The 15,279-nt window shown below is 60.0% G+C and carries 17 protein-coding genes and 1 tRNA gene; 9 read left to right on the forward strand and 9 right to left on the reverse strand.

What is annotated here, in order from left to right; translation table 11 throughout:
• Window positions 1-38: 38 nt before the first annotated feature.
• From rpsO to FHX16_RS00685, 4 genes are all read left to right on the forward strand, one after another.
• A complete protein-coding gene (rpsO, locus tag FHX16_RS00670) occupies window positions 39-308 on the forward strand; it encodes a 30S ribosomal protein S15 (RefSeq protein ID WP_016552226.1) in 270 nt (89 codons plus the stop codon).
• A 317-nt stretch (window positions 309-625) separates the two neighbouring features.
• Window positions 626-2,776, forward strand: coding sequence for a polyribonucleotide nucleotidyltransferase (gene pnp / locus FHX16_RS00675; protein ID WP_183863249.1), 2,151 nt, complete (start codon window positions 626-628; stop codon window positions 2,774-2,776).
• Window positions 2,777-2,848: 72 nt separating this feature from the next.
• A complete protein-coding gene (locus FHX16_RS00680; RefSeq protein WP_183753766.1) occupies window positions 2,849-3,865 on the forward strand; it encodes a class I SAM-dependent methyltransferase in 1,017 nt (338 codons plus the stop codon).
• Between the two features lie 72 nt (window positions 3,866-3,937).
• Window positions 3,938-4,345, forward strand: coding sequence for an ester cyclase (locus FHX16_RS00685; RefSeq protein WP_183863251.1), 408 nt, complete (start codon window positions 3,938-3,940; stop codon window positions 4,343-4,345).
• A gap of 46 nt (window positions 4,346-4,391) precedes the next feature.
• Here the strand turns inward: FHX16_RS00685 and fabI are convergent, their stop codons facing one another.
• From fabI to fabA, 3 genes are read right to left on the reverse strand one after another with little or no spacing between them, the layout of a single operon-like run.
• Window positions 4,392-5,198 carry an enoyl-ACP reductase FabI gene (gene fabI, locus FHX16_RS00690; protein WP_183753764.1) on the reverse strand — a complete coding sequence of 269 codons (807 nt, stop codon included), beginning with the start codon at window positions 5,196-5,198 and terminating at the stop codon, window positions 4,392-4,394.
• Window positions 5,199-5,202: 4 nt separating this feature from the next.
• Entirely contained in the window at window positions 5,203-6,426 is a 1,224-nt protein-coding gene (gene fabB / locus FHX16_RS00695) for a beta-ketoacyl-ACP synthase I (RefSeq protein ID WP_183863253.1), read from the reverse strand.
• A 58-nt stretch (window positions 6,427-6,484) separates the two neighbouring features.
• Window positions 6,485-7,000: a 3-hydroxyacyl-[acyl-carrier-protein] dehydratase FabA gene (fabA, locus tag FHX16_RS00700; RefSeq protein ID WP_016552232.1), complete on the reverse strand. Its 516-nt coding sequence runs from the start codon at window positions 6,998-7,000 to the stop codon at window positions 6,485-6,487.
• A 303-nt stretch (window positions 7,001-7,303) separates the two neighbouring features.
• On the opposite strand from fabA, the gene irrA reads away from it, so the two are divergent.
• Window positions 7,304-7,723 carry an iron response transcriptional regulator IrrA gene (irrA, locus tag FHX16_RS00705; RefSeq protein ID WP_016552233.1) on the forward strand — a complete coding sequence of 140 codons (420 nt, stop codon included), beginning with the start codon at window positions 7,304-7,306 and terminating at the stop codon, window positions 7,721-7,723.
• 2 nt (window positions 7,724-7,725) lie between these two features.
• On the opposite strand, the gene FHX16_RS00710 is transcribed toward irrA, so the two are convergent.
• The gene (locus tag FHX16_RS00710; protein WP_114710541.1) at window positions 7,726-8,361 is read right to left on the reverse strand and encodes a trimeric intracellular cation channel family protein; all 636 of its coding nucleotides are present in this window, start codon (window positions 8,359-8,361) and stop codon (window positions 7,726-7,728) included.
• A 123-nt stretch (window positions 8,362-8,484) separates the two neighbouring features.
• On the opposite strand from FHX16_RS00710, the gene FHX16_RS00715 reads away from it, so the two are divergent.
• A complete protein-coding gene (locus FHX16_RS00715) occupies window positions 8,485-8,967 on the forward strand; it encodes a hypothetical protein (RefSeq protein WP_183863255.1) in 483 nt (160 codons plus the stop codon).
• 5 nt (window positions 8,968-8,972) lie between these two features.
• Here FHX16_RS00715 and FHX16_RS00720 read toward each other — a convergent pair whose 3' ends face one another.
• The 5 genes from FHX16_RS00720 to FHX16_RS00740 form a co-directional block, all read right to left on the reverse strand.
• On the reverse strand, window positions 8,973-9,758 hold the full coding sequence (locus FHX16_RS00720; RefSeq protein ID WP_183863257.1) for a YdcF family protein: 786 nt from the start codon (window positions 9,756-9,758) through the stop codon (window positions 8,973-8,975).
• A 53-nt stretch (window positions 9,759-9,811) separates the two neighbouring features.
• Window positions 9,812-10,534, reverse strand: a complete 723-nt coding sequence (locus FHX16_RS00725; protein WP_183753761.1) for a YoaK family protein — start codon at window positions 10,532-10,534, stop codon at window positions 9,812-9,814.
• A 103-nt stretch (window positions 10,535-10,637) separates the two neighbouring features.
• Complete coding sequence (locus FHX16_RS00730; protein WP_259126344.1) at window positions 10,638-10,931, reverse strand: hypothetical protein; 294 nt, start codon at window positions 10,929-10,931, stop codon at window positions 10,638-10,640.
• 261 nt (window positions 10,932-11,192) lie between these two features.
• A tRNA-Ala gene (locus FHX16_RS00735) sits at window positions 11,193-11,268 on the reverse strand.
• Between the two features lie 149 nt (window positions 11,269-11,417).
• A complete protein-coding gene (locus FHX16_RS00740; RefSeq protein WP_007798949.1) occupies window positions 11,418-11,804 on the reverse strand; it encodes a TIGR02300 family protein in 387 nt (128 codons plus the stop codon).
• 238 nt (window positions 11,805-12,042) lie between these two features.
• On the opposite strand from FHX16_RS00740, the gene FHX16_RS00745 reads away from it, so the two are divergent.
• The 3 genes from FHX16_RS00745 to rpsA all read left to right on the forward strand — a co-directional run bounded on the left by FHX16_RS00745 (window position 12,043) and on the right by rpsA (window position 15,211).
• Complete coding sequence (locus tag FHX16_RS00745) at window positions 12,043-12,684, forward strand: FMN-binding negative transcriptional regulator (protein ID WP_183863261.1); 642 nt, start codon at window positions 12,043-12,045, stop codon at window positions 12,682-12,684.
• Between the two features lie 8 nt (window positions 12,685-12,692).
• A complete protein-coding gene (cmk, locus tag FHX16_RS00750) occupies window positions 12,693-13,340 on the forward strand; it encodes a (d)CMP kinase (RefSeq protein ID WP_183863263.1) in 648 nt (215 codons plus the stop codon).
• 167 nt (window positions 13,341-13,507) lie between these two features.
• A complete protein-coding gene (gene rpsA / locus FHX16_RS00755) occupies window positions 13,508-15,211 on the forward strand; it encodes a 30S ribosomal protein S1 (RefSeq protein ID WP_114710594.1) in 1,704 nt (567 codons plus the stop codon).
• Window positions 15,212-15,279: the final 68 nt, after the last annotated feature.

Genomic DNA, 15,279 nt, shown 5'->3' on the forward strand with positions numbered 1-15,279 from the left:
TTGGCGACCTAATCTCCTCTCATAGAAAGGAACATCCGATGTCGATTACTGCTGAGCGCAAGACGGCTCTCATCAAGGAATACGCAACGTTCGAAGGCGACACCGGTTCTCCGGAAGTTCAGGTTGCCATCCTGACCGAGCGTATCAACAACCTGACCGGCCACTTCAAGGACCACAAGAAGGATAATCATTCCCGCCGTGGTCTGCTGACGATGGTTTCCAGCCGCCGCTCGCTTCTTGACTACCTCAAGAAGAAGGACGAAGGCCGCTACACCAAGCTGATCGGCAGCCTGGGTATCCGCCGCTAATGATTTCTCGGCGGGCGCTCCCCCTTGGGACGCCCGCCGGATTTTTTTCGGGGAACCTTTCCCCACCCGCCACCCGTGGCGGATTGCCCGGCAGACCCGGATGGGCCGGTTCTGCCAAACCAACCGTTGACCTGTCATGGGGCAGGATTGCCGGATGCTTTCGGCCAGGGCTCGATGAGCTTTGGCCCGGTCTCTTCCGGGACCGTTGATGCAAAGCCTCCCGTTGTCTTGCCCATGATGTGTCACACCGATTGCGGTTGACCGTGTGCCGTGCCTTGGAGGGCAGGCGCGCGTTCCCGCATTGAAGGACAAGACATATGTTCGATACTCATAGTGTGGAAATCGAGTGGGCAGGCCGCCCGCTGAAGCTGGAAACCGGCAAGATCGCCCGTCAAGCTGACGGTGCCGTTCTCGCGACCTACGGCGAAACCGTGGTTCTCGCCACCGTCGTTTCCGCCAAGGCGCCGAAGCCGGGCCAGGACTTCTTCCCGCTGACCGTCAATTACCAGGAAAAGACCTACGCAGCTGGCAAGATCCCCGGCGGCTACTTCAAGCGCGAAGGCCGTCCTTCGGAAAACGAAACCCTCGTTTCCCGCCTGATCGACCGCCCGATCCGCCCGCTCTTCCCGGAAGGCTACAAGAACGACACCCAGGTCGTTGTCACCGTCATCCAGCATGACCTGGAAAACAACCCCGACATCCTGTCGATGGTTGCGACCTCGGCGGCACTCACCCTCTCGGGCGTTCCCTTCATGGGCCCGGTCGGTGGCGCGCGCGTCGGTTACATCAACGGCGAATACGTTCTGAACCCGCATCTCGACGAGATGGAAGAGTCGGTTCTCGACCTCGTCGTCGCCGGTACGCACGACGCCGTGCTGATGGTTGAATCCGAAGCCAAGGAACTCAACGAGGAAGTCATGCTCGGCGCCGTCATGTTCGGCCACCGTGGCTTCCAGCCGGTTCTTGATGCGATCATCAAGCTCGCCGAAGTGGCTGCCAAGGAGCCGCGCGACTTCCAGCCGGAAGACTATTCGGAACTCGAAGGCGAGATGCTGAAGCATTTCGAAGCCGAGCTTCGCACTGCCTACAAGAACACACAGAAGGCTGAACGCTACGCTGCCGTCGACGCCGTCAAGGCGAAGGTCAAGGCGCACTTCCTTCCGGAAGAAGGCGAAACCAAGTACACGGCCGAAGAAGTTGGCGCGATCTTCAAGCACCTGCAGGCAAAGATCGTTCGCTGGAACATTCTCGACACCAAGAGCCGCATCGACGGCCGCGACCTCGAAACCGTTCGTCCGATCGTTTCGGAAGTCGGCCTGCTGCCGCGCACCCACGGTTCGGCACTCTTCACTCGCGGTGAAACCCAGGCGATCGTCGTTGCCACGCTCGGCACCGGCGAAGACGAGCAGTATGTCGACAGCCTGACGGGCATGTACAAGGAGCGCTTCCTGCTCCACTACAACTTCCCTCCCTACTCCGTTGGCGAAACCGGCCGCATGGGCTCCCCGGGCCGCCGCGAAATCGGTCACGGCAAGCTCGCATGGCGCGCCATCCGCCCGATGCTGCCGTCTGCCGAGCAGTTCCCCTACACGCTGCGCGTCGTCTCCGAAATCACCGAGTCCAATGGCTCGTCCTCGATGGCAACCGTCTGCGGCACCTCGCTCGCTCTCATGGACGCCGGCGTTCCTTTGGCTAAGCCGGTTGCCGGTATCGCCATGGGCCTGATCCTCGAGGGTGACCGCTTCGCCGTTCTCTCCGACATCCTCGGCGACGAAGACCACCTCGGCGACATGGACTTCAAGGTTGCGGGCACGGCCGACGGCATCACCTCGCTGCAGATGGACATCAAGATCGCGGGTATCACCGAAGAGATCATGAAGGTCGCTCTCGGCCAGGCTCAGGGCGGTCGCACCCACATCCTCGGCGAAATGGCCAAGGCCATCACCGAGAGCCGCGGCCAGCTCGGTGAATTCGCGCCGCGCATCGAAGTCATGAACATCCCGGTCGACAAGATCCGCGAAGTCATCGGCTCCGGCGGCAAGATCATCCGCGAGATCGTTGAAAAGACCGGCGCCAAGATCAACATCGAAGACGACGGTACGGTGAAGATCGCTTCCTCGTCTGGCAAGGAAATCGAAGCGGCCCGCAAGTGGATTCACTCGATCGTTGCCGAGCCTGAAGTTGGCCAGATCTACGAAGGCACGGTCGTCAAGACCGCCGACTTCGGCGCCTTCGTCAACTTCTTCGGTGCCCGCGACGGCCTCGTCCACATCTCGCAGCTCGCTTCCGAGCGCGTTGCCAAGACCCAGGACGTCGTCAAGGAAGGGCAGAAGGTCTGGGTCAAGCTGCTCGGCTTCGACGAGCGCGGCAAGGTCCGCCTGTCGATGAAGGTTGTCGACCAGGCAACCGGCCAGGAACTTCCGGCTGCTGAGAAGGCTGAGAAGAAGAAGGAAGATGCGGCTGAGTAAGCCGCGCCTTTCAAACCGTTTGAGGGCGTGGGAGTTTTCCCGCGCCCTTTTTGCATCCGAAGAGAAGAGACCATGAGCCGCGAGACACTGAAGACACTGTTCCATCCTTTTGCCAGCGGCACCGTCGACGCGCCGGGCGAGGGCGAACGCGTACTCTTCCTTGGCGCTGAGGCAGGCTTCGCTGTGCCAGAGGGCTTTGCCGCCTCGCTGAGCGCCGTACAGGGCTTCCGGCCGCTGTACCGACAGCTACTCTCCCAGCGCATCGAAACCACGCCTGAGATCGAAGGCGAGGACTACGATGCCGCGCTGGTTCTCTGCAACAAGCACAAGGGCGAGAACGAGGCCAACATCGCCACTGCGCTTCAGCGCTTGAAGGCGGGCGGCTTGATTGTCATCGCCGGCGGCAAGGAGGATGGCATCCAGTCGCTTCGCAAGCGCATGGAGGGGTTCGGCCTTGAGATCGAACACATGCCCAAATATCACGGCGTGGCGCTGTGGTTCGCACGGCCGGCCGACGTCAGCGAGGTCGTCAGCAAGCTTTCCAAGCCGTCCGTGCGCGTGGATGGCCGTTTCCTGGCTGCAGCTGGCATGTTCTCGCACGACCGTGTCGATGATGGCTCGGAATTGCTCGCCTCGCGTCTGCCCGCCGATTTTACCGGTGACGTCGCCGATTTCGGCGCTGGTTGGGGGTATCTCTCCGTCGAATTGGCAGAGCGGTCTCCCGGCGTCAGCCGTCTTGACCTCTACGAAGCCAACTACGCCGCTCTGGAAGCGGCAAAGGCCAATCTGGAGGAGAACTGCCCCGACGTGCCTGCGCGCTTCTTTTGGCACGATCTGGCCGGCGAACCGGTCAAGGACAAGTACGATCTCGTCATCATGAATCCGCCCTTCCACGAAGGCCATGCGGCGGAGCCATCGCTCGGCCAGGCGATGATCAAGACAGCCGCCTCGGCGCTGCGTGGCGGTGGTCGCCTGCTGCTGGTCGCCAATCGCGGACTGCCTTACGAGCCTGTGCTGGCCGCGAACTTCAAGGAAAGCGGCGAAACCTGCAGGAACGCCCGTTTCAAGGTCTTGTGGGCAAAGAAGTAGTCACCTCGCATAGCCGGCCTTCGCGGATCTGTTAGAGTTGCCCCCACGAGCTTACAAGCGGGAGGGGAAGCCATGGAAACGGAAGCCAACAAGGACATCGTCAGAGCCTATGTCGAGGCGTTCAATCGCTTCGACATGGTGGCGTTGCGCGACTTGTTTACCGCGGACGCGCGGATCTACGGCGTTCTGGGATATGGTGGCCTCGATGATGTCGAGCCGATCTGGCACGAGCTTCACGACGGCATGAACATAAACCTTGAGATCCTCGATATCGCTGCCGAGGGGCAGAATGTCGTCGTCCGGTACAGGGAGACCGGGCGCTATTCCGGCTTCTTTCGCGGCCTCGTGGGTCACGATCCGACCGGTAAGAGCTATGACGTCACCGCGATGGAATGGTTCGTCATCGAAAACGGAAAGATTACGACGCGTTGGGGCGCCAGGGACTCAGCCGCCATCCTTCGGCAGGTCGTGCATCACTAGCCGATGCGCAGAAAGGAAAAGCCGGGCTCGAGCCCGGCTTTTTGTCTTACTCCACGTCTGCCTTGCGTAGCGCCTCAAGCGCCGGCATCGAGGTGATGTTGAAGCCGGCATCGACGAAGTGGATTTCACCGGTGACGCCTGCTGCCATATCGGAGAGCAGGTAGAGGGCCGAATTACCGACGTGGTCGATAGTCACGGTCTTGCGCAGCGGCGAGTTCTGCTGGTTCCACGACAGGATGGCGCGGGCATCCGAGATACCGGCGCCAGCCAGCGTGCGGATCGGGCCGGCTGAGATCGCGTTGACGCGAATACCACGCGGACCGTAGTCGGCGGCCAGATAACGCACGGAGGCCTCGAGAGCGGCCTTGGCAACGCCCATGACGTTGTAGTTCGGGATGACGCGCGTCGAGCCGTTATAGGTCAGCGTCAACATCGATCCGCCTTCGTTCATCAGCGGCGCCAGGCGCTTGGCGATCTCGGTGAACGAGAAACAGGAAATGACCATCGTGCGGCTGAAATTGTCGCGCGTGGTGTCGGCGTAAAGGCCCTTCAGCTCATTCTTGTCGGAGAAGCCGATGGCATGTACGACGAAATCCAGCGTGCCCCAGCGCTCCTTGATAGCTTCAACCGTGGCGTCGACCGAAGCGATGTCCTCGACGTCGCACGGCAGAACAAATTCGGATCCGACTTCAGCTGCGAGCGGCTTGACCCGCTTGCCGAGTGCATCACCCTGATAGGTAAAGGCAAGCTCTGCACCCTGTGCTGCCAGCGCCTTCGAAATTCCCCAGGCGATCGAATGGTTGTTCGCAACGCCCATGATAAGCCCGCGCTTACCCTGCATAATTCCCGTCATATTATTATCCGTTATAGCGCTGGAAGACGAGCGTGGCGTTGGTGCCGCCGAAGCCGAAGGAGTTGGAAAGCGCGATGTCGATCTTGGCATTGTCGATGCGCTTGCGCACGATCGGCACGCCATCGAATTCGGGGTCGAGCTCGGTGATATGGGCGCTTTCGCCGATGAAGCCGGCCTGCATCATCAAGAGTGAGTAAATCGATTCCTGCACGCCGGCAGCGCCGAGCGAGTGGCCGGTCAGCGACTTGGTCGACTGGATGTGCGGCATCTTGGAGCCGAACACTTCGCGGATCGCACCGATTTCCTTGCTGTCGCCGACAGGCGTCGAGGTGCCGTGGGTGTTGACGTAGTCTACATCGCCCTTCACCGTCGAAAGCGCCTGACGCATGCAGCGGATCGCGCCTTCGCCCGACGGAGCGACCATGTCGTAACCGTCGGAGGTCGCGCCGTAGCCGACGATTTCAGCGTAGATCTTGGCGCCGCGGGCCTTGGCGTGCTCCAGCTCTTCGAGAACCAGAACGCCAGCGCCGCCGGCGATGACGAAGCCGTCACGGCTGACGTCATAGGCACGCGAAGCCGTTGCCGGCGTGTCGTTGTACTTGGAGGACATGGCGCCCATGGCGTCGAAGAGGTTCGACATCGTCCAGTCGAGGTCTTCGTGACCGCCGGCAAACATCACGTCCTGCTTGCCCCACTGGATCATTTCGGCAGCGTTGCCAATGCAGTGCGCCGAGGTCGAGCAGGCCGACGAGATCGAATAGTTGACGCCGTGGATCTTGAACCAAGTGGCGAGCGTGGCGGACGCCGTCGAAGACATCGCCTTCGGCACGGCAAACGGGCCGATGCGCTTCGGGCTGTTGTTCTTGATGGTGATCTCAGCGGCTTCGATCAGCGTGCGGGTCGAAGGGCCACCCGAGCCCATGATGATGCCGGTGCGCTCGTTCTCGCTGTAGTCCTTTTCCTCAAGACCGGAATCGGCGAGCGCCTGCTTCATCGCGACGTGGTTCCAGGCGCCGCCCTGGGAAAGGAAGCGCATGGCGCGGCGATCGACCAGATCGGTCGGATCCAGCGAGGGGCGGCCCCACACCTGGCACTTGAAGCCGTGTTCGGCAAAATCGTTGGAGAAGGAAATGCCGGACTTGGCATCGCGCAGCGACGCAGTGACCTCGGCGGCATCATTGCCGATCGAGGAGACAACACCCAGACCCGTAACAACTACCCGTCTCATGTGTTTCGACCTTTTCGTTTTTTCTAACTTGGAAACCGGGCAACTATGCCCGGTGCAATCAGGCTTCTTTGTCCTTGGACAGGCCGACGCGCAGGTCGGTGGCCTGGTAGATGGTTTCGCCGTCAGCCTTCAACCAGCCGTCGGCAGTGCCGAGCACCAGGCGGCCGCGCATGACGCGCTTGAAATCGATGCCGTACTCGAGCAGTTTCGTGGTCGGGCGGATCATGCCCTTGAACTTCACTTCGCCGGTCGAGAGCGCCATGCCGCGACCGGGCTCGCCCAGCCAGCCGAGGAAGAAGCCGGTCAGCTGCCACATGCCGTCGAGGCCGAGGCATCCCGGCATGATCGGGTTGCCCTGGAAGTGGCAGGGGAAATACCAGTCGTCCGGCTTCACGTCGTACTCGGCGCGGATATAGCCCTTGTCGAAGGCCCCGCCGGTTTCGGAAATGTCGGTAATGCGATGAACCATCAACATCGGCGGGAGGGGAAGCTGTGCGTTACCCGGACCGAACAGTTCGCCGCGGCCGCAGGCCAGAATTTCCTCGTAGTTGAAGCTGGATTGTTTCGTCGCCATGAAAACTCTTATTCCCCCCGCAACTATGCCGATGGATGTGAACGTTTAGTCCAAGTTCAGCGGAAAATGAAGCATAAGCATGACTGAGCTTCACCCACCTTCGGAGGACCGGCTGCGCGCCTTATTTGGTGGTCGCATACAGGAAGGCCAAGCCCCCGGCCAGCACTAATTGCGCCAAAAGCCCGATTTTGCGGCGCTTTCACTCGCTTTGTCCCCATTGAAACTATTGAAACGCTTTTGCGCAAAAGTTATATGGCTAATGAAACCTGATTGCTTGACGCTAGATTAACTGGAGTTCGTTGGATGGTGGCAGAGGCCCCGCTTACCATTGAGGCACGGCTGAGACACGCCGGCCTTCGTCCGACGCGCCAGCGCGTCGCGCTCGGTGACCTCCTCTTTGCCAAGGGCGATCGACATCTGACGGTCGAAGAACTCCACGAGGAAGCCGTGCACGCGGGCGTACCGGTGTCATTGGCGACAGTCTACAATACGCTGCACCAGTTCACCGAGGCCGGGATGATCCGTGTTCTCGCGGTCGAAAGCGCCAAGACCTATTTCGACACAAACGTCTCAGACCATCACCACTTCTTCATCGAAGGCGAAAACGATGTGCTCGATATTCCGGTCAGCAACCTGACGATCGGCAATCTGCCGGAGCCGCCGCCAGGCCTCGAAATCTCCCATGTCGACGTGGTGATCCGCCTTCGCCCCAAACAGCGCTGATCTCACATCACGTCATCAGGGTGACGACCAGGCTTTGCCTTGTAGGTTGGAAAGGTCCAGCCGAAATACAGCGCGCCGCCACGCACCAGGAATGCAGCGCTGACACCAACTGCGGAAGCCGCATAAAGCGGCAGATCAAGTGCATTCGCGCCCGTGAATATGCCGCCGCCCACAAGCGCTGCGGTGATATAGATTTCTGGCCGCAACAGAACCGATGGCTCATTTGCGAGAAGATCGCGCAGGATGCCGCCAAACGTTGCCGTCAGTGTGCCCGTGACGATGCCGATCGTTGGTGAGCCGGTAGCAGCAAGGCCCTTCGCGGCACCCATGACGCAATAGGCGGAGAGCCCGACGGCATCCAGCCAGATCAGCAGCCGATAGCGCGACTCGACAAGGTGGGCGGTAAAGAACACCAGGAGGCCGACGGCGCAGCAGACAAGGACATAGGTCGGGTTCAGAACCCAGAATACCGGCACGCGGCCGAGCACAATGTCGCGCACCGTGCCGCCGCCGGTGCCGGTGACGATCGCAAAAAAGAGAAAACCGATCAGGTCGAGCTGCTTGCGCGAGGCTGCGAGCGCGCCCGTTGCCGCAAAGAGCGCAACGCCGGCATAATCCAGGTAGACGAACAGCGGCATGCAGTCCTCCAGGGCCGACGCGTATCTCTCCGAAATGAATCACGGCCGCAAGGGCGGCGCAAGGCGGATCAAGCAAACTGCGTGGCCAACAGCGCCCTTATCCGACCAAAAGAGAAACCCTTCGTGAAAACGCTCCTGATCGCTTTGAACATTGCTGTGCTGCTCGTTACCCCGGTTGTGGCGTTTGCCCAGCAATCGCTTATCTCGGACCCCGAGATCTACGAGAAGAAGCACTTCCAGGAACAGTGTACCAAAGCCGACTTTTCGGAAGGCTTCGTCATCCGCCAGGATATCAACAATGACGGCCTGATCGACGCTGTGGTCAATGAGGGCGAGTTGACGTGCGACGGCGAGAAGGGTCCGCAGTGCAACGACGACGGCTGCACCTACAATTTCTATCTACAGGTCGCAGAGGGCGGCTATTTCATGATCGCGACCGCCCAAGTCTACGGATACGACTTCGTGAAGCGCTTCGGCAACATGGTGCTGGCGATGAAAATGCACCCGCGCTTCTGTGATCGCCCGGATGCCGACAAGACAAAGGAGCCCTGTGTCGTCACGGCCCGTGTGCGCGGGACCAAGTTCGTGACGATCTCGAAGAAATAGCTGGTTCAGCCCGGATAGAGCTCTGAAGTGCGGCCGGCGAGATAGTAGCCGACCAGCCCGAACCACTCGCGGATTGCTGTTGCCAGGTTCTGGGAATTCCGGCTCGGCTGCGTGAAGTCGAGGCCAAGGCTTTCTCGCCCGTCGGTGCGGTAGTCCGTCGGCCACGGCACGACGTCGATCCCAAGCTTGCGGAAGATGCCGACCGATCGCGGCATATGGTAGCCGGAGGTGATCAGCAGACAGTTCGAAAGACCTTGGCTCGCCAGAAGCTCCTTGGTGTTCACTGCGTTTTCGAAGGTCGTGCGTGACGTCGTTTCTTCGACCAGCCGGTCTCTGCTGATGCCGAACATTGGGAAGAAGCGCGCCGATATCGCCGCGTCGCCTTCATAGATACCGGAGATCGATCCATCGCCGCCTGAAATCAGGATGCGGGCCTGCGGATATTTCTGTGCCAGGCGCATCGCCTCGACGAAGCGATCGGCGCCGGCATTGAGTTCGATGCCGTGGCGGGCGGTATTGACCTCATTCTCGAACGCGCCGCCGAGTACGATCATGCACTGCAGGCTTGCCGGATCCTGCGGCTTCAGAAACCGATCCTCGAGGCCCTGTAGCAGGTAGTTGCCGACGGTCGTGTAGAGGGTGATGAACAGGATGAGGCCCGCAATCGCTGTTGAAATGAAGCTTGTCGCGCGCCAGCGGACAACACCCGCCACCAAGGCAAGCGCGACGAAGAGAAAAGCGAGCGACAAGGGTTGGCCGAACACCCAGACGAGCTTCGAAAAGAGAAACAAGGATGACTTCCTCTAGCGGTTTCCTGGTGCTCTCTATCTGATTCGGTGGAGCTTTATTGCGACCGCGATTTCGTCTGCTTTGACGAGCGCGACGCAGCGTTGAACCGGCGTTGGGTGCGTTTCGGAATCAAAAGGGTAGCAAGCGCAACCAACATCGCAAAAACGGCTATCAGCCACAACGCCGCTGCCCCGGCGATTTGCGCCAACAGCGCTCCAACAATAGCCCCGCCCAGCATGCCGACCCATGGCACGATCTGGATGGTCCAATCCATTCTGTCGTCGCCGACGATCCAGCGTCCAAGGCCGCGTCCGAAGCGCGAGAGGGCTCCGGTGACATAGGTGAGACCGATCGGCAGCCCTTCGATCTGCTCGACCGCCGCGTTCACCATCCCCATGGAGGCAACGATGAGATAGAAGCGCGGCATCGCCAGGCTATCTCCTGCCATCAACGAAGCCGTTGCCAGCGCGATGCTGACGCATGACAAGACGGCAAACGTACGACGGTCTGCAAAGTGTGCGATCACGATGCCGACGGCGTTTCCAAGCACAAAGACCATGATCGCCGAGAGAAGGACAATTGCATGTCGCAAATTGCCGTCGCCAAGCGACAAGGCAGCCCGCGTCGTGTTCCCCGTCATGAACGACACGAAGTCTCCCGTCAGCGCGAGGCCGGTGGCATCCGTCATGCCTGCCAAAAACGAGATCGCGCCGGCAAGCGTCAGGCCCGTTGCCGTTCTACGCGCATGGATCAGCCGCCGCCGTCTTTCTCGTGTCATTGAACCAAGGCTCCAGTCCGCCGGGGAAGTCGGCATGGAAACCATAGTCGCCGTTGCTAAAAATTTGGCAAAGCCTCGGCGTGCAAAGCAAGTCGGCAAACTGTCAGTTGATCGTGACTGCGGCGAAGTCCGGCGTGCTCACCGCGTAACGCTGGCCTATCAGATCCTGATGGTGCGTCGGCCAGCTCAAGCCGGTGAGAGCTGCGAGGTAGGCGTCAGGAGGGGAATCGTCTTCGCTCCCCCGACGGTTCAGCATCCCTACCAATTCGCGGCCCTCGTCGATGCTCACTATATCCATGAAAAACCCGTCGAGCGCGGCCTTTTTCCCGGTCATGTCGTCAAACACCGTCCAGTAGATGTTGAGGTTCTTGTGCAGGCTGTACCTCGGGGCTTCCATGGCAAAATCCTCCAGCTTGCCAACATCGCTAGGCTTCTGTGCGAAATTCGGTGGTGGCGCAGGGACCTTCGAACACCCGGTTAGAAGACCATGGTCGCTCTGCGAAATGAATCCCACGTGCGTATGGACAGCCTATCCATTCAGATAGGATGCTGAGTGCCGGGAACCGAGAGGGATTTGCCGCGGCCCTTTGTAGGCAGAACGTTGGAGCGTAAGCATTTCAATGCAATAAGACGGTGAGCACGATCTGCGAGGAAGATTTGGTGGAGCTAAGCGGGATCGAACCGCTGACCTCTTGCATGCCATGCAAGCGCTCTCCCAGCTGAGCTATAGCCCCATCAAGGCAGTCCGGCGAGCCGGCCCTGGGATGCTTCGCGAAGCGCTTGCCTCGCGGAGTGGCGGCTTCTTACTTCCGGTTTTTGGAGATAGCAAGCCAAAAAAATCGGCCCGGCGAAATTTTCTCGTCCGGGCCGACACTTAATCAGATCAGACTTCGTCTTCGTCGCCGGTGACGCCGATGATGTCGCTCATGTCGTCATCGTCGTCATCTTCGTCAGCTTCGAGGAAGGTGTCGTCGTCGTCGCCTTCGATTTCGACGTCGTCGTCGCCCATGTCTGGGATGTCGTCGCCGGATGCGCCTTCATCGGCGTCCTCGAGCGAAACCAGTTCGACTTCCGTGCTTTCGGTATCGACTTCCGCGACCTCTTCTTCATCCTGGGCTTCGGCAGCCGCTGCAGCGGAGGTTTCCTCGAAGAAGGAGAGGGGATAGGACTTGCCCGTATAGGGGGAAACAATCGGATCCCGGTTCAGGTCGTAGAACTTCTTGCCGGTTTCCGGATCGGTACGCTTCGTTCCAAGTTCAGCTTTCGCCACTGTTAGCCTCGTGAGAATGGCCGAATCAAGATTCGGCAAATGCCGTGAAAACCGGCGTTCTATTCGGAATTTATAAGCCGGTCCCCATAATCGTTGCAGCTCGGCATGTCAAAGCCTAACTTCAAGCATCGCTGATGCAAGCCGGATGACCGGTGCCGCCAGTTGTGGTACTGAGCCGGCGATTGTTCATTTTCGGGGCAGATCGGCTTGTCGCCGGCTGCTGAATGGGTGCCAAGGAATGTACCAGCCACCGCATTTTCGCGAGGAAGACCTGGGCGTCCAGCACGCCCTGATCCGGGCGCATCCGCTCGGCATGCTGATTACGGCAGGCGCGTCGGGTTTGATGGCGAATTCGGTGCCTTTCCTTCTCGATTCCGCAGCCTCCGAAAAGGGGACGCTGCGTCTCCACCTCGCCAAGGCCAATACGCAGTGGCGCGATATCGAGGCAGGCGCCGATGTGCTCGCCGTCTTCCAGGGTGCTGATGCGTACATTACGCCGTCCTGGTACCAGGCCAAGCAGGAGACCGGCAAAGTCGTGCCGACCTGGAACTACACGATCGTACAAGCGAGGGGCAAGGCGCGCGTCATCGACGATGCGGATTGGCTGCTCCGGCAGATCAACGCGATCACCACGCAACAGGAAGGGCCGCGCGACAGGCCCTGGGCAGTGGGCGATGCGCCGGATGATTTCATCCGCGCGCAGATGAAAGGCATCATCGGCGTCGAAATCGAGATTGCCGCGATCGAAGGCAAGTGGAAGGTCAGCCAGAATCGGCCCGTTGCCGATCGCGAAGGTGTTGTTGCCGGTCTCGGCGAAAAGTCCGGTCAGGAAGACATGGTCGATCTCGTCCGTCGCTACGGCGGATTGACAGAGAAATGAACGGACAGATGACCATCAAACAGTTCACGATCGCCATCGATGGACCCGCAGCCGCCGGCAAGGGGACACTTTCGCGCAAGATCGCCGAGACCTACGGCTTTCACCATCTCGACACGGGGCTGACTTACCGCGCGACGGCAAAGGCCCTGCTCGATGCCGGCCTCACACTCGACGACGAGGCGGTGGCAGAAAAGATGGCCCGCGATGTTGAACTGGCGGGTCTCGATCGCGATATACTCTCGAAACACGAGATCGGCGAGGCCGCCTCGAAGATCGCGGTGATGCCTGGCGTGCGGCGTGCACTGGTGGATGCGCAGCGGCGGTTTTCGGAAAAGGCGCCTGGTACGGTGCTCGACGGCCGTGACATTGGCACCGTCGTTTGCCCGGCAGCGCCGGTGAAGCTTTATGTAACTGCAAGTCCCGAGGTTCGGGCCAAGCGCCGCTACGACGAAATAAAAGGCAAGGGAGGAATTGCCGATTTCGATGCCATTTTCGACGACGTCAAGCGCCGCGACGAACGCGACATGGGACGGGCTGATAGCCCTTTGAAACCAGCCGACGACGCGCACTTGCTTGATACGTCGGAAATGAGTATAGAGGCCGCGTTTCAAGCTGCGAAATCGATCATCGATGCAGCTTTGAGCCGAAATATCTGAATTCGAGCGATTTGCCCGGGCCGTGTCTGGGTCGCTTTTGAAGACTAAGCCTGAAATTCCGTCCAAGCGCCGGATTGCTTCCCGAGAGGAGGCGGACTGGGTTCAGGCCCGTTCAACACGAACCAACCGGCGCACACGTATCCGGATCCGGATATGCAGGAGATTTCATGTCAGTAGCTACTCCCTCTCGCGAAGATTTCGCGGCCCTTCTCGAAGAGTCCTTTGCCAAGCACGACCTGGCCGAAGGCTATGTCACCAAGGGCATCGTAACGGCAATCGAGAAGGACTCCGCGGTTGTCGACGTCGGCCTCAAGGTCGAAGGTCGCATCCTCCTCAAGGAATTCGGCGCCAAGGCCAAGGACGGCACTCTCAAGGTCGGCGACGAAGTCGAAGTTTACGTTGAGCGTATCGAAAACGCGCTCGGCGAAGCTGTTCTGTCGCGCGAAAAGGCTCGCCGCGAAGAAAGCTGGGTCAAGCTCGAAGCCAAGTTCGAAGCTGGTGAGCGCGTTGAAGGCGTTATCTTCAACCAGGTCAAGGGCGGCTTCACGGTTGACCTCGACGGCGCGATTGCCTTCCTGCCGCGTTCGCAGGTCGACATCCGTCCGATCCGCGACGTTACCCCGCTGATGCACAACCCGCAGCCCTTCGAAATCCTCAAGATGGACAAGCGTCGCGGCAACATCGTCGTATCGCGTCGTACGGTTCTGGAAGAATCCCGTGCCGAGCAGCGTTCTGAAATCGTTCAGAACCTCGAAGAAGGCCAGGTTGTTGACGGCGTCGTCAAGAACATCACCGATTACGGTGCGTTCGTTGACCTCGGCGGCATCGACGGCCTGCTGCACGTCACCGACATGGCATGGCGCCGTGTGAACCATCCGTCGGAAATCCTGTCCATTGGCCAGCAGGTCAAGGTACAGATCATCCGCATCAACCAGGAAACCCACCGCATCTCGCTCGGCATGAAGCAGCTCGAGTCGGATCCGTGGGATGGCATCCAGGCCAAGTATCCGGAAGGCAAGAAGATCTCCGGTACCGTCACGAACATCACCGACTACGGTGCGTTCGTCGAACTGGAGCCGGGCATCGAAGGCCTGATCCACATCTCGGAAATGTCCTGGACCAAGAAGAACGTACACCCCGGCAAGATCCTGTCCACGAGCCAGGAAGTCGAAGTCGTCGTTCTCGAAGTCGATCCGTCCAAGCGTCGTATTTCGCTCGGCCTGAAGCAGACCCTGGAAAATCCGTGGGCAGCATTCGCTCGCAACCATCCGGCTGGCACTGAAGTCGAAGGCGAAGTCAAGAACAAGACCGAGTTCGGCCTGTTCATCGGCCTCGACGGCGATGTTGACGGCATGGTGCACCTCTCCGACCTCGACTGGAACCGTCCGGGCGAACAGGTCATCGAAGAGTTCAACAAGGGTGACGTCGTCAAGGCTGTCGTTCTCGATGTTGACGTCGAAAAGGAGCGCATCTCGCTCGGCATCAAGCAGCTCGGCAAGGACGCTGTCGGCGAAGCAGCAGCTTCGGGCGACCTGCGCAAGAATGCAGTCGTTTCCTGCGAAGTCATCGCAGTCAACGATGGCGGCATCGAAGTGAAGCTCGTCGACCACGAAGACATCACCTCGTTCATCCGCCGTGCAGACCTGTCGCGCGACCGCGACGAGCAGCGTCCGGAACGCTTCTCGGTTGGCCAGGTTGTTGACGCCCGCGTCACCAACTTCTCCAAGAAGGACCGCAAGATCATGCTGTCCATCAAGGCTCTGGAAATCGCGGAAGAGAAGGAAGCTGTTGCTCAGTTCGGTTCGTCCGACAGCGGCGCTTCGCTCGGCGACATCCTCGGCGCGGCTCTGAAGAACCGCGGCGGCGAATAATCGCCAGCCTCAGGCTTGAAGAATAAAAGAACCCGCCGGAGCGATCCGGCGGGTTCTTTGCATTTGCG

This window comes from Rhizobium sp. BK661 (assembly GCF_024808825.1).
Lineage (GTDB): Bacteria > Pseudomonadota > Alphaproteobacteria > Rhizobiales > Rhizobiaceae > Rhizobium.